Raw genomic sequence first — 25497 nt, forward strand, 5'->3', positions numbered from 1 at the left:
GTGAACTATGCCGTTTTATGTCATGCGCGACCAGCAAGCGTTGTTTGTACGCGAGTTTGGGCAAGGGCAACAACCCGTTTTAGTGCTTTCAGGTTTAGGCATGAAGAGCTGGCAATGGCTACCTTTTTTGTATCCGCAGCGTAAAAACTTTCGGTTTATTATTCCTGACTGGCGTGGCTTTGGGCATTCTCGGCACTGTGAAATCCCTCAAGGCCTAGATGCGATTTCCAGTCACTGGCAAGATTTAAGTGACTTGATCCAGCACAAGCGCCTTGAAAAATTTATCGTGATTGCGTATTCGATGGGAGCAACCACAGCCATGCACGGTATGGCATATGGTGGATTGCAACAACATATTCAAGCCTATTTACATATTGATCAAAGCCCTAAAATTGCAGTCGATACCACATGGTCATACGGGCTATTTTCTGAGCAACAACAACAATTTAAACAACATTTACAACAATTATCGCAGTTACTGCAAACCTATCAGCCACATCGTTATATTCATGAACTGTCGAGCCATGAGCGCTTTCATCTGATTGATGTCTGGCATGAGTTACTGGAATTTCAGAACAGTAATGATCTGTTTCCCCTGCTTTTTAAAGCCGCCCAGCGTCATCATGTGTTGCAGCAAATTATTTTACCGATGCAACGCCTTGACTATTTGGCGTGGTATGCCAATACCTATTTGCAGCACGATCAGGACTATCGGCATGCTTTACAGCAACTGAGCTGCCCAAGTACATTTTTTATGGGGGTACAGTCAAAACTATACCCAATTGAGGGGCAGCGTCTGATTGCTGAAAACATGCAGCAAGCTCAATGCGTTGAATTTGCCAACTCTGGACATACCCCTCTGATTTCTGAACCCAAAAAATTTGTACAGGCATTAGGGCAGTTTTTACAGCAACATCATTCATCTTCAGGAAAATAACATGCAAAAACTGGTGGTGTTTTCAGGCGCAGGCATGAGTGCCGAAAGTGGTATTCATACCTTTCGCGATCATAACGGTTTATGGGAAAACCATGCGATTGAAGATGTTGCCACACCTGAAGCATGGGCACGACAGCCAGAACTGGTACAGCGCTTTTATAATGAACGGCGCAAACAAATTTTGGCGGCACAGCCTAACCTCGCGCATCAACTGATTGCACGCCTGCAAGACTATTTTGATGTGACCGTGATTACTCAAAATATTGATGATTTGCATGAACGAGCAGGCAACCTCAAGGTGACGCATTTACATGGCAATATTCGGTTTGCCAAAAGCTCTGCACCCAATCACGCTGCATATCCTGAAAAATATTATCCAATAGAAGGCTGGGAACTTTGCCTAGACCGAGATTTTGCAGAGGATGGTTCACTACTGCGTCCGCATGTGGTGTGGTTTGGTGAAGCTGTGCCTGAGTATACCGTTGCCCAGCAAATTGTGAGGCAAGCCGATATTTTTATTGTGATTGGTTCAACTTTAGTAGTTTACCCTGTGGCAGGTCTGGTTCATGAAATTCCAAAACATTGTCAGGCATTTTATATTGACCCTAAAGCCAATCATAATGCTGTTCCAGCACAATATACTTTACTCAATAGCACCGCGACTCAAGGCATGATGCAATTATTTACGCAGCTGATTGCTTCTTCATCAGATATTTAAGTGATTTAACAGCCCTACGATCATAAAATTGCTGCGCACGAATACAGCGTTCAATACAGTACAACTTGCGAAATAGTCAAAATGGAAATAAAAACGACCTCTCTGCCCTAATCATATTCAGTCACAAAACAACATTCATGGCAGTACTGGGATCACTCCTAAGCATCCTAAATAGAAAAAGCCATCCGAAGATGGCTCACATTTTTTCAATTCAATTTAACTGACTTGTATAAACTCTTCATCGGGTACAACCACAATTTCCGAGACTAAGTTTTCAAACTTAAAGATTTCATCTAACTGTTCTTGAGTCAATAAGCCACGTTCAAGCACCACTTCGGGAATCGTCTTGTTTTCAGCAATGCATTGTTTGCCAATTTCATCGCACAAACTATGCCCCAAAATCGGATCAAGCAAGGTCACAATTCCGACGCTACGCATGACCGAATCACGACAAATTTGTTCATTGGCTCGAATACCCTGAATACATTTTTCATCCAGTGTGCGTACTGCTTGGGTTAACAGTGAAATTGATTCCTGAATAGAATAGGCAATCACAGGTTCCATAGCATTGAGCTGTAACTGCCCTGCTTCTGCGGCAAAGGTAATGGTTAAATCATTCCCAATCACTTTAAAAGCAATCTGATTGACTACCTCAGGAATTACGGGGTTAATTTTGGCAGGCATAATCGATGAGCCCGCCTGCATCTCTGGAAGCTGAATTTCAGCAAAGCCAGCGCGTGGCCCAGAACTCAGTAACCGCAGGTCATTACAAATTTTGCTGAGCTTAACCGCCAAGCGTTTCAGTGTGCTCGACAACAAAATAAAGACACCACAATCACTGGTCGCCTCGACATAATCCTCACTGGTTTTGACGCTTAGACCTGTAACCTGTTGCAAATATCGAGTAACCCGTTTGGCATGCCCCGATGCGGTATTAATCCCTGTACCAATCGCAGTTGCGCCCAAATTAATTTCCAGCAACAATTCACGCGTGGTCTTAATCAGTCGTACATCTTCTTTTAATAACGTCGCAAATGCATGAAACTCTTGCCCCAAAGTCATCGGCACTGCGTCTTGCAATTGGGTACGCCCCATTTTCAAGACCGTTTTAAACTCGAGTGCTTTATTTTCCAAAGAAGCGATCAAGTGCTGCATCTGCTCAAAAAGCGGATCGAGCATACTATAAGTTGCCAAGCGTAGTGCGGTCGGATAAACGTCATTGGTCGACTGCGATTTATTGACATGATCATTGGGATTCAAAATATCGTATTGACCTTTACGATACCCCAGCATTTCCAGTGCAATATTGGCAATCACTTCATTCATGTTCATATTGATTGAAGTGCCAGCCCCACCCTGATACACATCCAACGGAAACTCTTTATGCCAGTGTTCTGGGTTTTGAATGATCAGGTCACATGCACCTTGTATCGCATGACTGATTTGCTCGCTGATTTTTCCCACTTCTAAATTGGCTTGAGCCGAGGCTTTTTTCACCTGTGCCAACGCACATAAAAAATAAGGCTGCTGCCCGATATTCAATGATGAAATCTTGAAATTTTCCAGTGCGCGCATGGTATGAATACCATAGTAACAATGAGTAGGTACTTCTTTGATTCCTAATAAATCTTTTTCTAATCGATTGGCTTGAACGCGATCCATGTTAAACCCTTAAACAAAATAATGCACTTCAACTGTGCAAAATCCAGCTTAATCAAAATTGTTAAATATCGCGTTAGCCAAACTGCTATTTCTTGGTATTTTTTATCTCAGGAATGTCACTTTTAGCCAATGAATCACAATACAATCTTATTTTCTAATCAGATAAGTCATCAGGCAAGATCATGGAAAAACCTGATAATTATCAAAATTTAATCAATTTATATTCAATTAGTCATAAAATATTTGGGCTTTATGCTTTTCACTTTGTACCAATAAGTCAAATTCATCTAAACTACGGCATCTTGCTTTGAACTCGATTACACCGTAATCCGAAGAGTTGATGTTTATGACTGTACACTTGCATCATAGAACACTCCCCAACTCGCGATATCAATAGCAAATGTAACCGCTTTTTATTCATTTTGATGAATCTTTAGTCTCTACTGTTTCATCATTATTTTTAAATTTCCCTCTAAAAAGCCTCCGATTACAGTGAATTATTCGGTAATTATTTTGTCATTACAGAATTCATTCACATGTTGGTTCACAACACTAGAACCGTTTTTTAGACAGGATGATCTATGAACTACACGAATCCGACCGTTATTACTTTTGTTTTATATATTGTCGCTATGGTTTGTATTGGCTTGTATGCTTACCGTGCGACACGCGACTTTTCTGACTATATTCTTGGAGGTCGTAGTTTAGGCAGTTTTGTGACTGCCTTATCTGCAGGTGCATCCGATATGAGTGGCTGGCTACTCATGGGATTGCCTGGCGCAATTTATGCAACAGGTCTATCTGAAGCATGGATTGCCATTGGTTTAACCCTTGGCGCTTGGCTCAACTGGCAGTTTGTCGCAGGCCGCTTACGGGTACATACTGAAATCCAAAATAATGCATTGACATTACCTGATTATTTCACCAACCGCTTCAATGATACAAAACGTGTACTGCGTATTGTCTCTGCGCTCACCATTTTGATCTTTTTCTCTATTTACTGTGCTTCAGGCATGGTGGCTGGTGCGCGTTTATTTGAAACGATTTTTCATATGGACTACAGCACTGCGCTTTGGGTGAGTGCGCTTGCAACGATTAGCTACGTATGTATTGGTGGTTTCTTGGCGATTAGCTGGACGGACACATTCCAAGCAACGATGATGCTATTTGCATTATTTTTGACGCCTGTATTTACCTATCTGGCGATTGGTGATGGTCAAGTACAATTCTCCCATCTCATTGAAACTGCTCGTCCACATGCTTACGACATGTTTTCCAATTTGTCTAAAATTGCCATTATTTCATCAATGGCATGGGGCTTAGGCTATTTTGGACAACCTCATATTTTAGTCCGCTTCATGGCTGCGGACTCAGTGAAATCAATCCCTGCTGCGCGCCGTATTGGCATGTCATGGATGATTTTATGCCTTTCTGGGGCAGTCGGTGCTGGCTTCTTTGGAATTGCATTTTTCCAAGCCCATCCTGATTTGTCAGGCAAAGTGAGTAGCAACTCTGAACTGGTATTTATGCAATTGACCCAAATTCTGTTTAACCCTTGGGTTGCTGGGATTGTCATGGCGGGGATTTTATCTGCGGTCATGAGTACGTTGAGTTGTCAGCTTTTGGTCTGTTCAACCACACTCACCGAAGACTTTTATAAAGCATTTATTCGTAAAAATGCTTCACAAAAAGAACTGGTTTGGGTTGGTCGTTTAATGGTACTTGCCATCGCCGTCTTTGCGATTGTGTTAGCAAGCAACCCTGACAGTAAAGTTTTAGGCTTAGTTGCTTACGCTTGGGCTGGTTTCGGAGCTGCATTCGGCCCATTAATTATTTTGTCGTTGCTGTGGAAACGCATGACTTTAAGTGGTGCTGTTGCAGGGATGGTGGTCGGCGCTGTGACTGTAATTCTCTGGAAAAACGTATTTGCCTCAACAGGCTTGTATGAAATTGTTCCAGGCTTTATTTTAGCAATGCTCACCATTATTGTGGTCAGTTTAATCAGTAAACCACCGACACGCGACATGCTTGAACGCTTTGAACAAGCTGACGAGATTTATCATCGCGAACATTAATTGATTTGTTTCAGTCCATCAAAAAGGCATGCTCAATCATGCCTTTTTTATTTCTTGCTTTGTAATTTAATTTGTGTGGTTTCCTTCACCACCTGCATGACAGGATAACTACGGGTTTCCTTCACACCTGGCAAATGCCAAAGTACCTGCCCCGCTATACGGCGAAATTCGTCCATGTTTTGACTGCGGATTTTCACGACAAAATCAAAGCCGCCACTGGTCATGTGACATTCTAGAATTTCAGGATACTGCTGCACCGCATCAATAAAATCTTCCAGCACATGCGGGGTAGTTTTATCCAATAAAATTTCAACAAACACCAAAAAGCCTGCATGTAATTTCTCAGGGTTGAGATGCGCGTAATAACCCGAAATAAAATTTTCTTTATTGAGTTTCTGTACGCGTGCCATCACTGCAGTTGGCGACAGGTTGACGGCTTCTGCCAATTTAATATTGGAAATTCGCCCATCTTTTTGCAACAAATCCAGAATTTTGAGGTCTGTACGGTCAAGGCTAAAAAAAGCATCAGACATATGAATTTTTCTCTAAAAATAACCAAAATTATAGTGAGTTATTCGGTAATTATTTTGTAATTATAGATTTAATCCACCCCTAGTTCAATTTTTTTAGCAACAGGACATGCGCCATGATGGAAACTGAAAAGGTCTCTGCAACTCAATCGACCACTGTTACCGATATTACTGTTTTCGATGAAAAAAATAATTTCGAAGACAAAATCAATCAAGCATGGCGCCGCCCTGAGCCTGAAGCGGTTCAACAACTTTTACAATTCGCCAAACTCCCAAGCGAACTAGACAAGAAAATTTATGAACTAGCATTTCGTTTGTCGAGTGGGTTACGTGAGCGCAAAGCTTCTGCGGGTAAGGCAGGCATTGTGCAGGGTTTATTGCAAGAGTTTTCATTGTCTTCTCACGAAGGCGTGGCATTGATGTGTCTGGCAGAAGCACTGCTTCGTATTCCAGATACAGCAACCCGTGATTTGCTGATTCGTGACAAGATTAATCAGGGCAACTGGAAAGAACATGTGGGGCAAAGCAGCCTGATGTTTGTCAATGCTGCGGCATGGGGTCTGATGTTGACTGGCAAAATCATGCAGCCACAAAGTGGAATGAGTTTATCTGGTGTTTTAACAGGTATTTTGGCACGCAGTGGTCGCGGCATTATTCGTAAAGCAGTTGATGTGGCGATGCGGATGATGGGCGAACAGTTTGTGACAGGTGAAACCATTGAAGCGGCGCTGAATCATGCCAAAACTTTAGAAGCTAAAGGCTTCCGCTATTCATACGACATGCTCGGTGAAGCAGCATTTACTGAGCGTGATGCTGACCGTTACATGCAGGATTATGTCTCTGCAATTCATGCCATTGGTAAAGCAACCGCAGATAAAGACGTGTACACAGGCGCAGGGATTTCCATCAAACTGTCTGCCATTCACCCACGCTACCAACGTGCGCAACATGATCGCGTTCATACAGAATTGTATAGCCGCGTTTTAGAATTGGCTCGCTTAGCCAAACAATACAATATCGGCTTAAATATTGATGCTGAAGAAACTGACCGCCTTGAACTGTCTTTAGAATTGCTTGAGCGTTTATGCTTTGAACCCGATTTGGCAGATTGGAAAGGTATTGGCTTTGTGATTCAGGCCTACCAGAAACGCTGCTTCTTCGTAGTGGACTACATTATTGATTTGGCAAAACGCAGCAAAAAACGCCTGATGATTCGTCTGGTAAAAGGTGCGTATTGGGACAGTGAAATCAAAAAAGCCCAAATTGATGGTATGAGCGACTACCCTGTCTACACCCGTAAAGTACATACCGATTTGTCTTATATTGCCTGTGCGAAAAAATTACTGGCTGAGCCTGATTTTATTTATCCGCAATTTGCCAGCCACAACGCGCAAACACTCGCAACCATTTACAACCTTGCCGATCTTGAAAAATATTATGCAGGTCAGTACGAATTCCAATGTCTGCACGGCATGGGCGAACCACTATATGAAAATGTTGTCGGTTCTAAAGCGGAAGGAAAACTGGGTGTGCCATGTCGTATTTATGCGCCTGTGGGTACGCATGAAACCCTGCTCGCATATTTGGTGCGTCGCTTACTGGAAAATGGTGCGAATACCTCATTCGTCAACCGTATTGCGGATCAAAATCTAAAAATTGATGACCTGATTCAATCTCCAATTGAAGAAATCGAACAAGATGCCAAACAGGATAAAATCGTTGGCTTAAAACACCCGTCTATTCCATTTCCAAAGAATTTGTATAGTTTAGACCGCGTCAATTCGAAAGGTTTTGACCTTGCCAATGACAGTTGTCTAGAAGAATTAAATGCAGTTGCCAAACAATTCGCTCAGCATCAATGGCGCAGTCAAGCACTGGTTGCAGGGCAACTGCTTGAAACTCAGGGCAACAATCAAGCCGTGATTAACCCTGCTAATCACCGAGATGTGGTCGGTCATGTCAATGAAGCAACCGTTGCACAAGTTGAACAGGCGTTACAACAAGCTCAAGCACAACATAGTACATGGCAAAACACACCTGTGGTCTTACGCGCGCAAGCGTTAGAACGCGCTGCCGACCTGATGGAAGAACGCCTGCTTGAACTGTTGGTCTTACTGTGCCGTGAAAGTGGTAAAACCTATGCCAACGCAATTGCAGAGGTGCGTGAAGCAGTTGATTTCTTGCGCTATTACGCTAAACAAGCACAGCATTTTCCAAATCAAAAAGCCTTGCAAAGTTTGGGAACCATCTTGTGTATTAGCCCATGGAACTTCCCATTGGCGATTTTCACAGGTCAAATTGCCGCAGCGTTAGTCACAGGCAACTGCGTGATTGCCAAACCTGCTGAACAAACCCCGTTGGTTGCCTTTCAAGCGGTGAAAATGTTGCATGAAGCTGGCATTCCTCAAGCGGTTTTACAGTTCATGCCAGGTCAAGGTGAAACCATCGGCGCGAAACTCAGCCAAGATGCGCGTATCAACGGCATTATGTTCACAGGTTCGACTGAAGTTGCGAAAATCCTGCAAAAAACTGTGGCTCAGCGTTTGACTCAATATGGTCAACCTGTAACTTTGATTGCTGAAACTGGCGGTCAAAATGCCATGATTGTGGACTCATCGGCATTGACTGAACAGGTGGTGTTCGATGCCGTCAGTTCGGCATTTGATAGCGCAGGTCAACGTTGTTCAGCACTGCGTATTTTGTGTGTGCAAGAAGACAACGCAAAAACCGTGTTGACCATGCTTAAAGGTGCGATGCAGCAACTTCGCGTAGGCAATCCATATCTGCTCAAAACCGATATTGGTCCAGTGATTGACAGCGAAGCTCAGCAAAATATTCAGCGTCATATCAGCAAAATGCAAGGCAAAGGCTACCCTGTGCATCAATTGATGTTTGACCAAACAGCGACTCAAGCCCAACTTAGACAAGGCACATTTGTACCACCAACCCTGATTGAGTTACCGAACCTGAATGATTTGGAACGCGAAGTTTTTGGTCCTGTTCTACACGTGGTGACTTATAAATACGGCGAACTCGATGCCTTGATACAGCACATCAATGCCAAAGGATATGGTTTGACTATGGGTTTACATACCCGTATTGATGAGACCATTCAGAAAGTAGTTGATTCTGCACACGTCGGTAACCTGTACATTAACCGCAACATTGTTGGTGCAGTGGTCGGTGTGCAACCGTTTGGTGGCGAAGGCTTATCAGGTACAGGACCAAAAGCAGGCGGCCCATTGTATTTGTATCGCCTCATGCAAAACCATGCGTCAGCAGGCTTAACCACGCCATTTGCCGTAAAAACTACTTTGATTGATCAAAATGCAGTAGCAACTCAAAACTACCTAGCATTTAAAGCATGGGCTACAAAAAATATCAGTGGCATCAACACCAATGCTGTTCCTAGCTTCGTGGTTGATAAACTCTATGAACTGCAAGGCCCGACAGGCGAAAGCAACCAGTACGTGATTTTGCCACGTGAACGCGTGTTGTCACTTGCGAGCACAGAACAGGAGCAAGTTTATCAACTGCTTGCCATTTTCGCAGTGAACTCAAAAGTGCTGTTAAAACGTGATAATGCCTTCTTTACCAAATATGCACAGTCATTGCCAAAATCAATTTTGGATACCATCAAACTCACCGATGACATTGCCAAAGCTGACTACGATGCGGTGTTACATCATGGTTCAAGCCAAGAACTTGAAGCCCTGCAAAAAGTCATAGCAAGCCGTACTGGGGCAATTGTGGGTATTACCCATATGGCGAGCAACAGCGCTGATATTCCACTAGAACGTCTGGTGATTGAACGTGCGATTAGCATTAACACCGCAGCCGCGGGCGGTAACGCCAGCCTCATGACCATGACTGACTAAACTTTTCCTTCCTTATTTCCTGGCTCTCCCTTAGCACCTCTGTAACTGTTTTGTTCGTTACAGAGGTTTTTTTATTTCATACAATTGCAGCACAAAACTAGGCTAAAGCAACCGAGTTTGTTAAGATGCCGTTTTCGTTTAACGTGTATTTTTTTGTTCATGACCTCTGCATATCAACAACAACTGCAAGCCAAAGTCGAGCGTATTCGCACCCAGTTTGCCGAATTCCAAACGCCAAATCTCGAAGTGTTCGATTCTCCCGAACAGCATTTTCGTATGCGCGCAGAATTTCGCATTTGGCATACCGACACGGATTTGTTTTATGCCATGTTTGAACGCAACACCGACAACAAAGAAAAACAAGTGTTACGTGTTGACAACTTCCCGATCGCAGCACAAAGCATTAATGATTTAATGCCTGTCTTGTTAGATGCACTCAAAGCACAGTCTGAACTGCATCGTCGTTTATTTGAAGTGGACTTCTTGGCAACGCTCAGTGGTGAAATGCTGGTGACACTGATCTATCACCGCAAACTGGACGAACAGTGGATTGCTGCGGCTAAAGCGCTTGAACAACAACTGAATATTAAAATTATTGGTCGTAGCCGTGGGCAAAAACTGGTACTAAGCGATGACTTCGTGGTTGAACAGCTTGAAAGCGATGGGCGTAACTATTTCTACAAGCAAATTGAAGGTGGCTTTACCCAGCCGAATGCCAAAGTCTGCGAAAAAATGCTGCACTGGGCATGCGATGTAGCAAATGATGCATCGGGACATTTGCTTGAGTTGTACTGTGGCAATGGTAACTTTACCCTACCGCTTTCACAAAAATTTGAGCGTGTACTGGCAACCGAACTAGCAAAATCGTCAGTCTATGCTGCCGAATGGAATATTGAAAAAAACCAGATTGAAAATATTCAGATTGCCCGTTTAGCGGCTGAAGAGTTTACCCAAGCCTTTCATGGCGAGCGTGAATTCCGTCGTTTACAGGAAGCACAAATCAACTTAAGCGAATATCAGTTTGATACCGTGTTTGTTGATCCACCACGTGCAGGCATTGATGATGCCACCTTACAGCTTTTACAGCAGTTTAAACGCATCATTTATATTTCATGTAACCCAGACACTTTACATGACAACTTGAAAACCTTGAGCCAAACTCATCGTATTCAGCGTTTTGCCTTGTTTGACCAATTCCCATACACCCACCATGTTGAAAGTGGTGTGTTACTGGAAAAGATCTAAACTTTTAAGATCAAGCCACACAAAAAATTAAAGCCGATCAATGATCGGCTTTTTTACGACAGAACATTATTTAGATACAATCTGCGATTCGCTTAATGCAGGCTCTTGAGTCAATTTGGGTTGCACCGATTTTCGGTTTAAGACCAGATTCAATAAAATCGCAGCAAAAGTTGCTGTCCCGATGCCGCCCAGATCAAACTGCCCGATATGCAATGAATAGTTGCCTGTCCCCATAATGATGGTGATTGCCGCCACCAGCATATTGCCATTTTGAGCAAAATCGACCTGATTGCTCATCCAGATCCGAGCACCTGCAATGGTAATTAGACCAAAGACCACGATTGATGCCCCACCCAAAATCGCCACGGGAATGGTACTGACCACAGCACCAAATTTTGGTGACAAGCCCAATAACATTGCAAAAACACCTGCAATCACAAACACCAAAGTAGAATAAATACGCGTCGCTGCCATCACCCCGATATTTTCGGCATACGTGGTCATGCCTGTACCACCAATTGATGCAGACAACATGGTACACAAGCCATCGGCAAAAAAGGCACTCCCCATATACGGCGAGATATTTTGCCCTGTCATGGCACTCACGGCTTTGAAATGTCCCAAGTTTTCAGCGATCAGAATAATCGCCACAGGTGCAATCAACAGCATGGCATTTAAGCTAAATTCAGGGTGATGAAAGGTTGGCAGACCAAACCATGCAGCATTGGCAATCGGCGCAAAATCAATTGGTTTACCCAGACCCAAGACATTCGCCAAGATAAAATACAGCGCATATGACAACAACAAGCCAACCAGTAACAGTAAACGGCGCAACATACCTTTGGTAAAGACCGCAATTCCGCCAATACATAACACAGTAACCAGTGCCATCCATGTATCAAAGCTATTGCCCGATACACCTTTAATGGTCACAGGTGCGAGGTTCAACCCGATGATCATCACGATTGAACCCGTCACCACAGGTGGCAGCAAGTTTTCAATCCATGCCGTGCCGATTTTCATCACCAGTAAACCAACCAGCATATAGACAATGCCGCAAGCAATAATTCCACCGAGTGCCAGTGCAATGTGTGGATTCGCACCGACTCCGTTATAACCTGTCACCGCAGCCACTGCACCAATAAACGCAAAACTTGAACCCAAATAACTTGGGACGCGTCCACCCGTGATCAGGAAGAAAATAATCGTGCCGATACCTGTAATCAGCATGGTCAGGCTTGGATCAAAACCCATCAACAACGGTGCGAGTACCGTCGCACCAAACATAGCGAAAGCATGCTGAACGCCCAACACAAGGGTTTGCCTTGCAGGTAGGTATTCATTAGTTGCAACAGGGGTTTGCTCTAGATTCCCTTGATAAGGTCGCCATTGATTAAACCAACTTTCTTTCATAGTAATACTCCCTTGTTCATCAAGGTGTTGTCATGATTGATGACGTGTCAAATGATGATAGGCACGATCAAAATAGATCAGCCCCTGCGCACCTTTATGATTGAGTTGTAAATCTTGCACTTCACAAAACAAAATGTCATGTGTGCCCATTGCCACGACTTGACTAATTTTACAGTCAAATGCCACCACTGCGTCAGTTAAAACAGGTGAACCTGTACTTAAAGATGTCCATCGTCCTTGGGCAAAGCGCTCTGGCATTGGAGTTTTGCCACCAAACACATTCGACAGTTGCGTATGCTGCTGTGCCAATGTATTCACACATAGTACTTGGTTTGACTGGAATACAGGATACACCGATGCATTGCGGTTTAGGCACACCAATAGCGTCGGTGGGCTATCGGTTACGCTACACACGGCTGAAGCAGTAAAACCTGCCCGCCCTGCTTCGCCATCGGTAGTGACAATATTTACGGCTGCCGCCAGATTACTCATGGCATTACGGAACTGTTGTTGGGCTGTATTTAACGCTGTCGCTGTTTTAAGAACATGATTTTCTGCTGCTTGTGTCATCATTTTATTCAATGCAGCAGCCGTTTGTGAACTCGGTTGTAAAATACTCATGGTTTGCTCCTTGCATACATCGCGGTTGCCCCCTTAAACAGGGTCAAATCACTGCCTGAAAAGTTGATTAAAGATGTGCAACTGAAGCAATTTCAACCAAGGCTTCAGCTTTGACCAAACCACATTGAATGCAATAACGTGCAGGCTTATCGTTCGGGAAAAATTCGGCATAGATCTGATTAATCGCGGCGTAGTCCGCCCAGTCTTTAATAAAAATCGAATTAAAGGTCACGTCATCCATGCTACCACCTGCGGTGGTGATCACCTTTTGAATGGTTTCCAGCACATAACGGGTTTGCCCTGCGGCATCACCCACATGCACCACATCGTTATTGGCATCGAGCGCTAACGTACCCGACACATAGACAATATTGTCGGCTTCGGTTGCAGGGACATACGGTGCAAGCGGTTTACCTGTTCCTTCTGGAATAATCACATTTTTTGGCATGACAAGATCTCCTTAAACCGCTTCAGCTTTGGGTTGAGTCACTGGGGCAAAACTTTCTGTAAAACTTTGAGTGTCAGATACCCAACCGAAGAAGGTTTTGACATTAAATAAAGTCGCTTCGTGCGCTTCGACTGGCCCTGCCTGATAGCAGGCATCATCGAGCAGCACACCGAAATATTCCAAGAAGAAACCATCACGCAAAGTTGATTCCACGCAGACGTTGGTGGCAATCCCTGTAAACACTAAATTACGAATGCCTTTAGCGCGTAAGATGCTGTCGAGTTGCGTATGGAAGAAACCACTATAACGAGGTTTTTCAATCACAATATCCTGCGGTGCAGGTTGCAGCTCATCAATCAGCTCATAGTCCCAACCGCCTTTTGCCAATAATTTGCCTTGTAGTTCGGGCTTTTTCTTCATGGTCTTAATGGCATTGGATTTATGAAAATTCGGAGAGCCTTCGCCACCTGCTTCGACATAGTCAGCATCCCAGCCATTTTTAAAGAAAATCACCTGAATGCCCGCAGCATGAGCAACATCAATCGCCTTTTGAATTTGTTGTACGACTGTCTGCGTTTTCGATACATCAAACCCTGCCAGATCCAGATAGCCACCTAAACTGGTATAAGCATTTTGCATATCCACCACGATGAGCGCAGTTTGTTTGGCATCAAGCTGAATCGACTCAGGTTCCGCTTTTAAAATCGGTGCAGTGGCTGGGGTAAAACTGGCACGGATCGTTGAATGGTTCATGCGCTTTTCTCCATAGCAAAATCAGTCACTTGGCTTGGGACAATACTGTCTGCCAAAGTACGGCTTTTCATGAGTGGTTGAATTTTTTCTCCAAAATCTTTAACGCCTTGCACAAAATCATCAAAAGTCAGCAAAATGCCCTCCGTACCTTTAACTTCAGAAATTTCATCGAGCATGGCAGCGACTTTGGCATACGACCCCACTAGGGTTCCCATGTTGATATTCACAGGCGAAACACTCGATGCCATGTGGCGAATATTGGTATCACTGCCTGAAATTTTGTCTTTTCCGCCTTGGTCTTGTAGCCACTGTATCGCTTGCATATCGGCACCGTCGTTATAGCTTTGCCATTTTGCAAAAGCCTGTTCATCGGTTTCATCCGCAATCACCATAAACAGCACAAAGGTACTGACATCGCGCCCAGTTTTATCGGTTTGTGCTTTCAGGCGGTCATTGATTGAGGCATAAGCGGTTGGCGTATTGACGCCCTTACCAAAGACAAAGTTATAGTCAGCATATTGTGCGGAAAATGCCAAACCATCATCGGACTGCCCTGCACAAATGATTTTTAAATCTTTCGATGGCTGAGGCTTCACCTGACAATCATCCATCTGAAAAAACTCGCCTTGAAAATCAGATTTCCCAGTCGCCCAGAGCTGTTTTAAAATTTGTACATATTCCGACAAATACTGATAACGCTTGCCAAAATACTCATCGCCTGGCCACATGCCCATTTGGCTGTATTCAGGACGTTGCCAGCCTGTGACAACATTTAAACCAAAGCGCCCATTGGAAATCGAATCTAGTGTTGCCGCCATACGCGCCACAATTGCCGGCGGCATGACCAATGTTGCTGCGGTTGCATAAATCTTGATTTTAGATGTGACGGCTGCCAAACCTGACATTAATGTGAAACTTTCAAGGTTATAGTCCCAAAACTCGGTTTCACCGCCAAAACCCCGTAGTTTGATCATCGATAAGGCAAAATCAAAACCATACTGCTCTGCGCTTTGTACAATTTCCTTGTTCAGCTCAAAGGTCGGTTTGTACTGTGGTGCATTTTTAGAAATGAGCCAACCATTGTTACCAATTGGACAGAAAACACCTACTTGCATACTGACACCTCGTTTATTCATAAGTGTAAAAATCAAGACTGTGGTGCACTCACAGAATTTGTATTATCAATTAAGCAATTTAAATGCCAATATTTTTTATCATTAAATTTCAATATATTGAGTTTATCTTATGGTTTTATTATTTAGACCACTTAGTCCAACTATCGTCTAATTTGAAACACACACGCACAAGTCTCGTGCATTTTTTGCGCACCAATCTTTCAGTGATACCTATTTCAGTACAAGGATTTGCTACAATTGCCTGAAAATAGAATCAGGTTAGACCCGATGCACAATGAGCCACTTATTTCTGTAAAAAAAAGTAGAAATGCACAACAAAAACAACAACTGATTTTGCAAGCAGCACTGGATGTTTTCTCGACTTATGGTCTACAAGGTGCAAGCATGGAACAGATTGCCGATGTGGCAGGTATTTCCAAATCAAATCTGTTTTATTATTTTGCAGGGAAAGATGATTTATATGTCGCGGTACTGTCACAAGTACTGACTGCATGGTTAATGCCGCTGAATCAAATGGAAAAACAGCAAGACCCTGCGCAGGCACTGGGCAATTATATTGAAGCGAAGTTTCAGCTTGCGAAAGATTCTCCACAAGCGTCGCGTTTATATGCGCTGGAAATGATGCAAGGCGCGCCGCATATCAGTACGATTTTAAAAAGTTCACTGAAAAAACTGATACAGCAAAAAACTGCGGTCATTAATGACTGGATTGAACAAGGTCGTTTAAAGCCTGTATCAGCGCTGCATTTAATTATTCATATTTGGGCAGTGACACAGCACTATTCGGATTTTGCAGTACAAACTCAAGCCATTTCAGGCAAAACCCTTAAAAATAAAAACTTCTATCAGGAAGCACTGGCAACTTCGAAGCAACTCTTGATTGAGAGTCTTATTCCTGCGGCGGCTGAAAGTTAAGATGACAGGCATCACTTGCCATCTTGGAAAAATTTAAATGATTTGACAGGCATCTTCAAAACTTAACCGTGGCAAACGCCCATAAAGCTTTTCTGGGTTGCCATAACCGATATTGATCAGCAGATTGCTTTTCCATGTGGTGCCTGACAAAAAGGTTTCATCGACCAGTGTTGGGTTAAAACCCGACATTGGGCCTGTGTCCAAACCCAAACTACGACATGCCAAAATTAAATATGCTGCCTGCATGGAGCTGTTACGAAAAGCGGTTTCATGTGCGAGTTCAGGGCTAGAAGTAAACCATGATTTGGCATTGCCATGTGGAAATAGCTCAGGTAGTTTTTCATAAAACTCGCTGTCATACGCCACCAAAACTGTCACAGGTGCAGTCATGGTTTTTTCTACATTTCCTGAAGATAACGCGGGTTTGAGTTTGGCTTTGGCTTCTGCGCTTTGAATAAACACAAAGCGCGCAGGTGAACAGTTGGCTGAAGTGGGCGCCATTTTCAACAAATCATACAACTCCTGAAGCAACTCAGGTGCAATGGTTTTGTCTTGCCATGCATTATGCGTCCGCGCTTCGCTAAACAATTTTTCTAAAGCATCATGTTCTAGCTTCAAATTGAGGTTATTCATACAGATTTTCCTTATTCAGAACATAAATATTGCAATACACACGAATTAAACCAATCGGGCTGAGTCACACTACTGGCATGCCCACCTATCGGGTACAGCTCAAAATCTGCATTTGGCAGTAAACGAGACAATGCCAGACCTCGCTGCCAAGGCACCAAAAAATCATCCTGATTGGCAATCACCAAAACTGGATGAGAGATCTCACGTGCAGTCTGTTCAGGTTGATATTGACGTAATGCTGTCAAACGCTTTTCTACATTTTCTAAAGGTGCAAAATGGGCAATCGCCTGTTGTTCTTGCTGACACAATTGTTGGTTATGCTGTGAAATCCATGCAGGTGGATATAAAAATAAGGCTTGCGCCTGCACATAAGCAGCTACGCCTGCTCGCCGCAACAAAGCCAAACGTGTAGCAAAACAACGGTTGGTATGTGCATCAAGCTGATCCCACGCATTGACCACGACCAGTTTCTCTACAAGTTGTGGTGCTTGACGCGCCAATTCCAGCCCAATAAAACCACCTAAAGCATGCCCAATAAAATGACACTGGCGAATTTTCTCGGCTTGTAAAATTTGCTGCAACTCATTTGCCATCATCGGCAAGCTATATTGCTCAGGTAAGATTTCACTCTCAGGTAAAACCCCAACCTGATCATAGGTCAGCACATGGAACTGTTGCTGCAAGTTCGTGATTTGTGCTTGCCAATACTGGGCATGCCCACCCAACCCCGAACTTAAAACCACCGTTTTGGCTTGAGAGCGTACTGACCGATAAAAATAAACTGTCATTTTTTAAACCAAATAGTCCAAATTTATTTATTCAGTAGCAATAAAAATGCCAGCTTTAAAATGACGAATTATTGTATTTACTTACAAGCATCTTATTTATAATAAAAAATACTATGCTTACCAGAAAATTTTAAATCTAATCAACACAGGCTTTTTTTAAATTTATATCAAATAATAAAATTTATAACGTATGCACCATCAAACAAAATTCAAATTCCAAAGCATAAACACTTCACTTTGTTATTTCATGGAAAAAATCACGACTATGGGTCGCACACATAAATTTGTAAATAAATATGACAACAATCATAAATTTATTTACTTGTTTTTGATTACAATTTCATGAAAACCACTGTTGCTTAACACAATCTCCATTTTTCCTATAACTTTCGCCAACTTGTTTTTTTATTTTTTTAAATTATATTCCGAATTATCTTAGGTTGCGTTACGAAGGCTTTATGAGTTTTTTGCAGAAATTTTTTGGTGCACAAGACAGCACAAATGACCGCAAAAATCATGTGGCATGGGTTGAAAATGATTGTGCATGTAAATCCAATCAACAGCTACTTCAAACTTTAGCTTTAACTCAGGATGAGGATGTAATTAAAGGTGTCAAGCGCATACTGCTTTCACGTGGTTTCAGCCGCAAAGAATTAAACCAACTGACTTGTCCAATTCAATAATTCTGACTTGCGAAATAGCCACCCACAACGCGGTGGCTATTTTATTTGAGGCAGATGAGTGTACAAACTCCCCAAGTGTGGTCGATTTCGTTACAATACTGCTTTGTTCAAAACATTTAGGTTATTTGCGTGAAGTGGTTACAAATACATATTACTGTTGATCAGGCACAAGTTGATTTTACTGAAACGCTGTTACTTTCTTTAGGTGCGGTTAGTGTCACGCTAGATGACGCTGAAGACCAAGCGCTGCTTGAACCACTTCCGGGCGAAACACCACTTTGGAACAAAGTGATTGTGACAGGCATCTACCAGCAAGATGATAATGAACAAATCGATGTCGATAGCCTCATCAAATTTGTTCAGGAACAGCTTCCTGAAGCACCTGTACGTTTTGACGAACTTGAAGATCAAGCTTGGGAACGTGCATGGATGGATTACTATGAACCAATCCAAATTGCTGAAAAATTCTGGATTGTTCCTGAATGGTTAGAAGCACCCGATGCAAATGCAACCAACATCAAGCTTGATCCAGGTCTAGCGTTTGGTACAGGTAATCACGCAAGTACCTTTTTATGTTTACAATGGCTCGGCAGCATCGATCTAAAAGATAAAATTGTAGTTGATTATGGTTGTGGTTCAGGCATTTTAGGTGTTGCAGCCCTTCTGTTGGGTGCAAAAAAAGTTTATGCAACGGACATTGACCCACAAGCCGTACTTGCAACCAAGCAAAATGCTGAGCTTAATGGTGTACTTGACCGTTTATTTGTTGGTTTACCTGAAGAATTTAACGCTGAGTTCAAGAGCCAACAGGCAGATGTTTTGGTCGCAAATATTTTAGCTGCCCCTCTCATGGCACTTGCACCAGAATTTGCTAAATTACTTAAAGCTGATGGTGAATTTGCTCTAGCAGGTGTAATTGAAGAACAAGTCGCAGACGTTTCAGAAGTTTATCAAGAGTTCTTTGATATTTTGAACATCGAAAAACGTGAAGAAAACTGGTGTCGGATTTCAGGTAAACGCCAAAGCTAATCTGTTTTAGGCAATCACTATGTGTGACATACAAACCCAATGCCCAAATTGCAAAACACAATATCTGATTTCCCCAACTCAGCTGTCGATTGCACAGGGTATGGTTTGTTGTGCCAAATGTGATCAGCATTTTAATGCCTATGAATTATTAAGCCATCCATCTTATATTGTCCAGTTAGACAGCCAGTTTCAAAATATTACATTACTCACCCATCATCAAATTCATGAACGTGGCGGTGCTGAGACCGTACTGGCTATTTTTGACCGTAAACTTGATTCATCAAATACTGATTTACTCAATTACTTAAATAGTCACCAGTTTAGTAAAGAGCATCAGTTCGATTTAAAAAAACCGGATTCTTTTTTTAATTTTTCCAAAAACACCTCAACTCGATTTTTTAACTTTAGTATTCATGTATTTTTATTTATTCTAAATCTGATCGTGTTTGGGTTTGTCGTGAGTCAAATTACCAATAACAATAATGACTTGAAACGTCAGTTCCCTTTACTGGCTATCTTTTCCAATCACACTTGTAGTATGGTCAGATGCAGCACTAAAACATTCAGTGCGCTACAAGTTGAAACAACGCATATTTATGAAGACTACCCAGGATTGACTACGATTACAGGAAAACTGATCAATAATAGTGATCATCCACAAAGTTTACCGAGCATACAGGTCATTACCGCTCAAAAAGTCTTCAGTTTTATCCCTAAGCATTACCTGCCACTTCAACAACAACATAAACAACACGTAGATGCACAACAAACCCAATATTTTCGTATCGATATTCCATCACGCGATGCTCATCAGCCATTTAAATTACAACTCAAAACATCTTCAAACTAGATCACACAAAAAAATACCTAAACACCAATCATCAATTAAATCTATAGCTTTGTACAAGTTTTCACTATTTCTGATATTTTTTATTCAGTGAAGAAATTTGTGTTTTTTAATAATCTAAAAAAGCAATTTTACAAATATTTTCAATTAAAAAAAACGATAAAAAATAGCAAATTTTTGCATTAATTTTACTCACTTTTTACATGACAGTGGTATGATACGCGCCACGAAAGCTTGACCACACAAACATCTCGTAGAAATTCCCATAATGAAATAAATTGCCAGATGTGCATTATCCCCATATTGCGCATGTAGCAGTTTTTTTATTTTAAAATTTGGGCTGTAACATTTCTTTAATAAAAGTTACGCTTATTTTTTAACCGATACAGACAATGTATGGCAAGCTAGTTACTTATTTTTAATATTCTCTTCACAAGCTGAATTGGGTATTTTTTAACCTTTTATAAACTCAACCACTTCTACCCTAGTGGTTATAGATTATTCGGATTAAAACGCATGAATAGCAAATCTCCTATTTTTACTGCACAATCTGATGTAGCGCTTCGCATCCATGTGGATCGCGCAGTTCGTCATTATTTTGCACAATTGCAAGGTGAGCAGCCTGCTCAGGTATATGACATGGTGCTAGCAGAAATGGAGAAACCTCTTTTATCTGTGGTTCTAGAATATACGCGCGGTAACCAGACTCGCGCAGCTGAGATTCTAGGACTTAACCGTGGCACTTTACGTAAAAAGTTAAAAGCTCACGGTTTAATGAGTGAATAAATGATAAAATGCTCACGTCGTCGTGGGCATTTTTTTTGCCTAAATGTTTAATCTGAAGACTTGAAAATCATGACTATTAAGCGCGCTTTAATCTCAGTTTCTGATAAGACTGGTATTGTTGAATTTGCTCAAGAACTTGCAAATTTGGGTATTGAAATTCTTTCAACTGGCGGTACATACAAGTTGCTCAAAGACAGCAACATCGCTGTTGTTGAAGTATCTGAACATACTGGCTTCCCTGAAATGATGGATGGTCGTGTTAAAACCCTACATCCAAAAATTCATGGTGGTATCCTTGCTCGCCGCGGTTTAGATGAAGCCGTAATGCAAGAACACAACATCGACCCGATTGATCTTGTGATTGTGAACCTTTATCCATTTGCAGCAACTGTTGCAAAACCAAACTGCTCCCTTGCAGATGCGATTGAAAATATCGACATCGGTGGTCCTACCATGGTTCGCGCTGCGGCAAAAAACCATGCATCTGTAGGCATCATCGTCAATGCTTCTGACTATGCAACTGTTGTCGCTGAAATCAAAGCCAATGGTGCATTGTCTTACGAAACCCGTTTCGACTTGGCTGTTAAAGCATTTGAACATACTGCTCAATACGACGGTATGATCGCATCTTACCTTGGCGCTCGCGTGGGCAAAGCTGAAGGTGAAGCAGATAAATTTGCCCGTACTTTCAATACACAATTGAATAAAGCACAAGATTTACGTTACGGTGAAAACCCGCATCAGTCTGCTGCATTCTATGTTGAAAGCACTGCAACTGAAGCCTCTGTTTCAACTGCGAAACAGCTTCAAGGTAAAGAGCTATCTTACAACAACATCGCAGATACAGATGCAGCACTTGAATGTGTGAAATCTTTTGCTAAGCCTGCATGTGTAATTGTAAAACACGCTAACCCTTGTGGCGTTGCAGTATCTCTAGATGGTATTAAAGTGGCTTATGACTTGGCATATGCAACTGACCCTGAATCTGCATTTGGTGGCATTATCGCATTTAACCGCGAGTTAGATGCTGAAACTGCAAAAGCAATTGTTGAACGTCAATTCGTTGAAGTGATCATTGCACCAAGCATTGCTGACGGCGTACTTGAAGTGACTGGCGCGAAGAAAAATGTTCGCGTATTGGTTTGCGGTGAACTTCCTGCAATTGATGCACGTGCCCCACAACTTGACTACAAACGCGTGAATGGCGGTTTGTTGGTTCAAGACCAAGACTTAGGCATGATCAAAGCTTCTGACTTGAAAGTTGTGACTAAAATTGCTCCGACTGAACAAGAAATTGATGACTTGATCTTTGCTTGGAAAGTTGCGAAATACGTGAAGTCAAACGCGATTGTTTATGCGAAAAACCGCCAAACAATTGGTGTAGGCGCAGGTCAAATGAGCCGCGTTAACTCTGCGCGTATTGCTGCAATTAAAGCAGAACATGCAGGTCTTGTCGTTGAAGGCGCTGTAATGGCATCTGACGCATTCTTCCCATTCCGTGATGGTATTGATAATGCTGCAAAAGCAGGGATCAAATGTATCATCCAACCGGGCGGCTCTATGCGCGACGAAGAAGTGATTGCTGCAGCAGATGAACACGGTATTGCAATGGTGTTCACAGGTATGCGTCATTTCCGTCACTAATTGAACAACAATTAAGACATTAATATATCTGCACAAAGTCCTCTCTATTTGATAGCTGAGGGCTTTGTGCCCTTTCGATTCATGGAGTATGAACCGATGAATATTCTCGTTTTGGGTAGCGGTGGTCGTGAACATGCTTTGGCATGGAAAATCGCGCAAGATGCAAAAGTCAGCAAAGTCTTTGTAGCACCAGGTAACGCAGGTACTGCAACGGAAGAAAAATGTGAAAATGTACAACTGGATATTCTCGACAATCCAGCGATCATTGAATTCGCAAAAAATAATGATGTGGCTTTAATTATTGTTGGACCAGAAGCACCGCTTGTGAATGGTGTGGTTGACGCTGGTCGTGCTGCGGGTCTAAAAATTTGGGGTCCAACTCAATACGCTGCGCAACTTGAAGGCTCAAAAGCTTTTGCCAAGCATTTCTTGAAACGCCATAACATTCCAACTGCATTTTATGATGTATTCACAGAAGTGGATGCAGCGAAAGCCTTTGTTGAACAGCATGGTGCACCAATCGTCATTAAAGCTGATGGTCTTGCGGCTGGTAAAGGCGTAATCGTTGCCATGAGCAAAGAAGAAGCTTTTGCAGCGATTGATGATATGTTGGCAGGCAACAAATTTGGCGATGCGGGTTCACGTGTCGTGATTGAGCAGTTCCTTGCAGGCGAAGAAGCCTCGTTCATTTGTATGATCGACGGTCAAAACATTTTGCCAATGGCAACTTCACAAGATCACAAACGTATCTTTGAAGGCGATCTAGGTCCAAATACGGGTGGTATGGGTGCGTACTCTCCTGCTCCTGTCGTGACTGCTGACGTGTTTGAACGTGTCATGACTCAAATCATGCGCCCAACTGTTAATGGTATGGCAGCAGATGGTCATGTCTATACAGGTTTCTTGTATGCAGGCTTAATGATTGATGAACAAGGTCAACCTCGTGTGATCGAGTTCAACTGCCGCTTTGGTGATCCAGAAACTCAACCTATTATGATGCGTTTACAATCGTCATTGGTTGACTTGGTTGAAGCAGGTCTTGAAGGCAACTTACCTGCCGAAGCACAGTGGGACGAACGTAAATCGATTGGTATCGTACTTGCGGCTGAAGGTTACCCTGAAAGCGTGCGCAAAGGCGATGTGATTTCTGGTTTAGGTCAATCTCCTGAAGGGACAAAAGTCTTTCATGCAGGCACAGCAACCAATGCCAAAGGCCAAGTCATCACTTCAGGTGGTCGTGTACTCTGCGTAACAGCATTGGGTGACAGCGTTCTTGAAGCACAAGTCAACGCGCTAGAAGTCTGTGGTCAGATTACCTTTGATGGCATGCAATACCGTAGTGACATTGGTTACCGTGCGATTGCCCGCGAACAAGCGTAAACTCCGATTTTTATCATAAAAACGCTCTTTCGAGGGCGTTTTTATTTTTGCAGTCTTAACCACAAATTTTCATATGATTTGTGTTTTTTATTGTTTTGACTTAAAAAGACAAAACTTTATACTGCCAGCTTTCTAGCTCAGATATACTTTTGTGAAAATATTTCGATGAAAATCAATCGTGCAGCATACAGATTCTATATGCTCCCCTATTGTGCATTTTATTTTCTTGGTATCATGAGCACAATTTTCACACTGATGTAACTGATCTATGACTTGTCTGTCTGCAACACATCAGTCTTGACAAGCATCAACATCATTTTCAACACACTCATCGATAATCGATTTCAGCATATTTGCTGCTATATAGTAGTGCGTAGAAATTATGGTCGGTCAGTGAATGTATTTGTCATGTTCTGAAGTTTCATCCAAACACTGAACATTATTGACTTAGGGACACACACCTCATGAAAAAATTATTGAGCGTTGTTTTAGGTACAAGCGTACTCCTTGCCGCTGGTTGCAGTAAAAATGCTCCAGAACAAAGCAACAACACGAAAGCTGCCGATGCAGGTCAACCACAAAAAATCGTATTGGCATCGACAGGTTCAGATGCTGATATCTGGCGTTATATTGCAACATTGCCTGAAACTAAAAAAGCAGGGATTGACCTCAAAGTCCAAAACTTCACTGACTATGTTGCCATGAACACTGCGATTGCCAACAAAGAAGTCGATGCAAATGCATTCCAGTCATATGCTTACTTGGTGGCATATAACGCAAGCAATGAGAAGAAAATTGCGCCTGTTTCGACAACTTACCTTGAACCAATGGGCATTTACTCAACCAAATACAAGAAAGTTGATCAGTTCCCACAAGGTGCAAGCGTTGCTATTCCTAACGATGCAGCCAATGAAGCACGCGCATTATTGTTATTACAAAGCGCAGGCTTAATCAAACTAAAAACTGGTTTTGATCCAGCCAAAGGCACGCCAAACGACATTACTGACAATGCCAAGAAAATTGATATTAAACCAATTCAAATGGCAACTGCAGTACGCGCAAAAAATGATGTTGACGCAATTGTTCTCGGCAATACCTTGGCAATGGAAGGTGGTTTGAATGTACTGAAAGACTCTATCTATTATGAGCCAGTCGATCAGTCAACCAAACTCAATGTCAACATTGTAGCCACTGCTGACTCACGTAAAAATGACCCTGCACTGAAAAAACTGGGTGAGCTTTACCACACTGAAGCCGTGAAGAAATATGTTCAAGAACATTTTGCGGGCACAAAAGTAGATGTAAATAAACCAATCAGCTACCTGACTGAAAGCAAATAGTCATATAATGTTGTCAACGAACAGGCAAAGCTTCTT

The 25497-nt window shown here is 42.4% G+C and carries 22 protein-coding genes; 13 read left to right on the forward strand and 9 right to left on the reverse strand.

Annotated features, from left to right (window positions below):
• The first annotated feature begins 7 nt into the window (after positions 1 to 7).
• Both E0H77_RS03665 and E0H77_RS03670 read left to right on the forward strand, forming a co-directional pair.
• Complete coding sequence (locus tag E0H77_RS03665; protein ID WP_131375102.1) at positions 8 to 937, forward strand: alpha/beta fold hydrolase; 930 nt, start codon at positions 8 to 10, stop codon at positions 935 to 937.
• 1 nt (position 938) lies between these two features.
• Positions 939 to 1655 (forward strand): SIR2 family NAD-dependent protein deacylase, encoded by a 717-nt coding sequence (locus E0H77_RS03670; RefSeq protein ID WP_131375104.1) that lies wholly within the window; start codon positions 939 to 941, stop codon positions 1653 to 1655.
• 216 nt (positions 1656 to 1871) lie between these two features.
• Here E0H77_RS03670 and aspA read toward each other — a convergent pair whose 3' ends face one another.
• Positions 1872 to 3317 (reverse strand): aspartate ammonia-lyase, encoded by a 1446-nt coding sequence (gene aspA, locus E0H77_RS03675; RefSeq protein WP_131375106.1) that lies wholly within the window; start codon positions 3315 to 3317, stop codon positions 1872 to 1874.
• Between the two features lie 581 nt (positions 3318 to 3898).
• Here aspA and putP point away from each other — a divergent pair.
• Positions 3899 to 5392: a sodium/proline symporter PutP gene (gene putP / locus E0H77_RS03680; RefSeq protein WP_131375108.1), complete on the forward strand. Its 1494-nt coding sequence runs from the start codon at positions 3899 to 3901 to the stop codon at positions 5390 to 5392.
• Between the two features lie 47 nt (positions 5393 to 5439).
• On the opposite strand, the gene E0H77_RS03685 is transcribed toward putP, so the two are convergent.
• Complete coding sequence (locus E0H77_RS03685) at positions 5440 to 5925, reverse strand: Lrp/AsnC ligand binding domain-containing protein (RefSeq protein ID WP_004751508.1); 486 nt, start codon at positions 5923 to 5925, stop codon at positions 5440 to 5442.
• A gap of 116 nt (positions 5926 to 6041) precedes the next feature.
• Here E0H77_RS03685 and putA point away from each other — a divergent pair, with 116 nt between their 5' ends.
• Both putA and trmA read left to right on the forward strand, forming a co-directional pair.
• Positions 6042 to 9800 (forward strand): trifunctional transcriptional regulator/proline dehydrogenase/L-glutamate gamma-semialdehyde dehydrogenase, encoded by a 3759-nt coding sequence (putA, locus tag E0H77_RS03690; protein ID WP_416240505.1) that lies wholly within the window; start codon positions 6042 to 6044, stop codon positions 9798 to 9800.
• A 159-nt stretch (positions 9801 to 9959) separates the two neighbouring features.
• Entirely contained in the window at positions 9960 to 11045 is a 1086-nt protein-coding gene (gene trmA / locus E0H77_RS03695) for a tRNA (uridine(54)-C5)-methyltransferase TrmA (RefSeq protein WP_131375113.1), read from the forward strand.
• A 66-nt stretch (positions 11046 to 11111) separates the two neighbouring features.
• Here trmA and E0H77_RS03700 read toward each other — a convergent pair whose 3' ends face one another.
• The 5 genes from E0H77_RS03700 to rutA form a co-directional block, all read right to left on the reverse strand.
• Positions 11112 to 12458 carry a solute carrier family 23 protein gene (locus E0H77_RS03700; protein WP_131375115.1) on the reverse strand — a complete coding sequence of 449 codons (1347 nt, stop codon included), beginning with the start codon at positions 12456 to 12458 and terminating at the stop codon, positions 11112 to 11114.
• A 30-nt stretch (positions 12459 to 12488) separates the two neighbouring features.
• Positions 12489 to 13079, reverse strand: a complete 591-nt coding sequence (rutF, locus tag E0H77_RS03705; RefSeq protein WP_131375117.1) for an NADH-dependent FMN reductase RutF — start codon at positions 13077 to 13079, stop codon at positions 12489 to 12491.
• A gap of 67 nt (positions 13080 to 13146) precedes the next feature.
• A complete protein-coding gene (gene rutC, locus E0H77_RS03710; protein WP_131375119.1) occupies positions 13147 to 13527 on the reverse strand; it encodes a pyrimidine utilization protein C in 381 nt (126 codons plus the stop codon).
• Positions 13528 to 13539: 12 nt separating this feature from the next.
• Positions 13540 to 14280 carry a pyrimidine utilization protein B gene (rutB, locus tag E0H77_RS03715; RefSeq protein WP_131375121.1) on the reverse strand — a complete coding sequence of 247 codons (741 nt, stop codon included), beginning with the start codon at positions 14278 to 14280 and terminating at the stop codon, positions 13540 to 13542.
• The gene (rutA, locus tag E0H77_RS03720) at positions 14277 to 15395 is read right to left on the reverse strand and encodes a pyrimidine utilization protein A (RefSeq protein WP_131375123.1); all 1119 of its coding nucleotides are present in this window, start codon (positions 15393 to 15395) and stop codon (positions 14277 to 14279) included. Before rutA ends, rutB begins: the two co-directional genes overlap by 4 nt.
• 288 nt (positions 15396 to 15683) lie before the next feature.
• On the opposite strand from rutA, the gene E0H77_RS03725 reads away from it, so the two are divergent.
• Positions 15684 to 16331: a TetR family transcriptional regulator C-terminal domain-containing protein gene (locus E0H77_RS03725; protein WP_004900451.1), complete on the forward strand. Its 648-nt coding sequence runs from the start codon at positions 15684 to 15686 to the stop codon at positions 16329 to 16331.
• A 33-nt stretch (positions 16332 to 16364) separates the two neighbouring features.
• Here the strand turns inward: E0H77_RS03725 and E0H77_RS03730 are convergent, their stop codons facing one another.
• Entirely contained in the window at positions 16365 to 16964 is a 600-nt protein-coding gene (locus E0H77_RS03730; RefSeq protein ID WP_131375125.1) for a malonic semialdehyde reductase, read from the reverse strand.
• An 11-nt stretch (positions 16965 to 16975) separates the two neighbouring features.
• Complete coding sequence (gene rutD / locus E0H77_RS03735; protein WP_131375127.1) at positions 16976 to 17752, reverse strand: pyrimidine utilization protein D; 777 nt, start codon at positions 17750 to 17752, stop codon at positions 16976 to 16978.
• 458 nt (positions 17753 to 18210) lie between these two features.
• On the opposite strand from rutD, the gene E0H77_RS03740 reads away from it, so the two are divergent.
• The 7 genes from E0H77_RS03740 to E0H77_RS03770 all read left to right on the forward strand — a co-directional run bounded on the left by E0H77_RS03740 (position 18211) and on the right by E0H77_RS03770 (position 25461).
• A complete protein-coding gene (locus tag E0H77_RS03740) occupies positions 18211 to 18435 on the forward strand; it encodes a hypothetical protein (protein ID WP_171478305.1) in 225 nt (74 codons plus the stop codon).
• Between the two features lie 129 nt (positions 18436 to 18564).
• Positions 18565 to 19464 (forward strand): 50S ribosomal protein L11 methyltransferase, encoded by a 900-nt coding sequence (gene prmA, locus E0H77_RS03745; RefSeq protein WP_131375131.1) that lies wholly within the window; start codon positions 18565 to 18567, stop codon positions 19462 to 19464.
• Positions 19465 to 19483: 19 nt separating this feature from the next.
• Positions 19484 to 20314, forward strand: coding sequence for an MJ0042-type zinc finger domain-containing protein (locus E0H77_RS03750; protein WP_131375133.1), 831 nt, complete (start codon positions 19484 to 19486; stop codon positions 20312 to 20314).
• Positions 20315 to 20827: 513 nt separating this feature from the next.
• Entirely contained in the window at positions 20828 to 21097 is a 270-nt protein-coding gene (gene fis, locus E0H77_RS03755) for a DNA-binding transcriptional regulator Fis (protein ID WP_004751481.1), read from the forward strand.
• Positions 21098 to 21166: 69 nt separating this feature from the next.
• A complete protein-coding gene (purH, locus tag E0H77_RS03760) occupies positions 21167 to 22741 on the forward strand; it encodes a bifunctional phosphoribosylaminoimidazolecarboxamide formyltransferase/IMP cyclohydrolase (protein ID WP_131375135.1) in 1575 nt (524 codons plus the stop codon).
• Positions 22742 to 22837: 96 nt separating this feature from the next.
• Positions 22838 to 24121, forward strand: coding sequence for a phosphoribosylamine--glycine ligase (purD, locus tag E0H77_RS03765; protein WP_131375137.1), 1284 nt, complete (start codon positions 22838 to 22840; stop codon positions 24119 to 24121).
• A 464-nt stretch (positions 24122 to 24585) separates the two neighbouring features.
• On the forward strand, positions 24586 to 25461 hold the full coding sequence (locus tag E0H77_RS03770) for a MetQ/NlpA family ABC transporter substrate-binding protein (protein ID WP_131313338.1): 876 nt from the start codon (positions 24586 to 24588) through the stop codon (positions 25459 to 25461).
• Positions 25462 to 25497 lie beyond the last annotated feature (36 nt).

Source organism: Acinetobacter brisouioides, from assembly GCF_004331075.1.
Lineage (GTDB): Bacteria > Pseudomonadota > Gammaproteobacteria > Pseudomonadales > Moraxellaceae > Acinetobacter.

Coding starts and splice junctions, on each gene's coding strand:
- E0H77_RS03665 (WP_131375102.1), top strand. CDS start 8: ATGCCGTTTTATGTCATGCGCGACCAGCAAGCGTTGTTTGTACGCGAG.
- E0H77_RS03670 (WP_131375104.1), top strand. CDS start 939: ATGCAAAAACTGGTGGTGTTTTCAGGCGCAGGCATGAGTGCCGAAAGT.
- aspA (WP_131375106.1), bottom strand. CDS start 3,317: ATGGATCGCGTTCAAGCCAATCGATTAGAAAAAGATTTATTAGGAATC.
- putP (WP_131375108.1), top strand. CDS start 3,899: ATGAACTACACGAATCCGACCGTTATTACTTTTGTTTTATATATTGTC.
- E0H77_RS03685 (WP_004751508.1), bottom strand. CDS start 5,925: ATGTCTGATGCTTTTTTTAGCCTTGACCGTACAGACCTCAAAATTCTG.
- putA (WP_416240505.1), top strand. CDS start 6,042: ATGGAAACTGAAAAGGTCTCTGCAACTCAATCGACCACTGTTACCGAT.
- trmA (WP_131375113.1), top strand. CDS start 9,960: ATGACCTCTGCATATCAACAACAACTGCAAGCCAAAGTCGAGCGTATT.
- E0H77_RS03700 (WP_131375115.1), bottom strand. CDS start 12,458: ATGAAAGAAAGTTGGTTTAATCAATGGCGACCTTATCAAGGGAATCTA.
- rutF (WP_131375117.1), bottom strand. CDS start 13,079: ATGAGTATTTTACAACCGAGTTCACAAACGGCTGCTGCATTGAATAAA.
- rutC (WP_131375119.1), bottom strand. CDS start 13,527: ATGCCAAAAAATGTGATTATTCCAGAAGGAACAGGTAAACCGCTTGCA.
- rutB (WP_131375121.1), bottom strand. CDS start 14,280: ATGAACCATTCAACGATCCGTGCCAGTTTTACCCCAGCCACTGCACCG.
- rutA (WP_131375123.1), bottom strand. CDS start 15,395: ATGCAAGTAGGTGTTTTCTGTCCAATTGGTAACAATGGTTGGCTCATT.
- E0H77_RS03725 (WP_004900451.1), top strand. CDS start 15,684: ATGCACAATGAGCCACTTATTTCTGTAAAAAAAAGTAGAAATGCACAA.
- E0H77_RS03730 (WP_131375125.1), bottom strand. CDS start 16,964: ATGAATAACCTCAATTTGAAGCTAGAACATGATGCTTTAGAAAAATTG.
- rutD (WP_131375127.1), bottom strand. CDS start 17,752: ATGACAGTTTATTTTTATCGGTCAGTACGCTCTCAAGCCAAAACGGTG.
- E0H77_RS03740 (WP_171478305.1), top strand. CDS start 18,211: ATGAGTTTTTTGCAGAAATTTTTTGGTGCACAAGACAGCACAAATGAC.
- E0H77_RS03750 (WP_131375133.1), top strand. CDS start 19,484: ATGTGTGACATACAAACCCAATGCCCAAATTGCAAAACACAATATCTG.
- fis (WP_004751481.1), top strand. CDS start 20,828: ATGAATAGCAAATCTCCTATTTTTACTGCACAATCTGATGTAGCGCTT.
- purH (WP_131375135.1), top strand. CDS start 21,167: ATGACTATTAAGCGCGCTTTAATCTCAGTTTCTGATAAGACTGGTATT.
- purD (WP_131375137.1), top strand. CDS start 22,838: ATGAATATTCTCGTTTTGGGTAGCGGTGGTCGTGAACATGCTTTGGCA.
- E0H77_RS03770 (WP_131313338.1), top strand. CDS start 24,586: ATGAAAAAATTATTGAGCGTTGTTTTAGGTACAAGCGTACTCCTTGCC.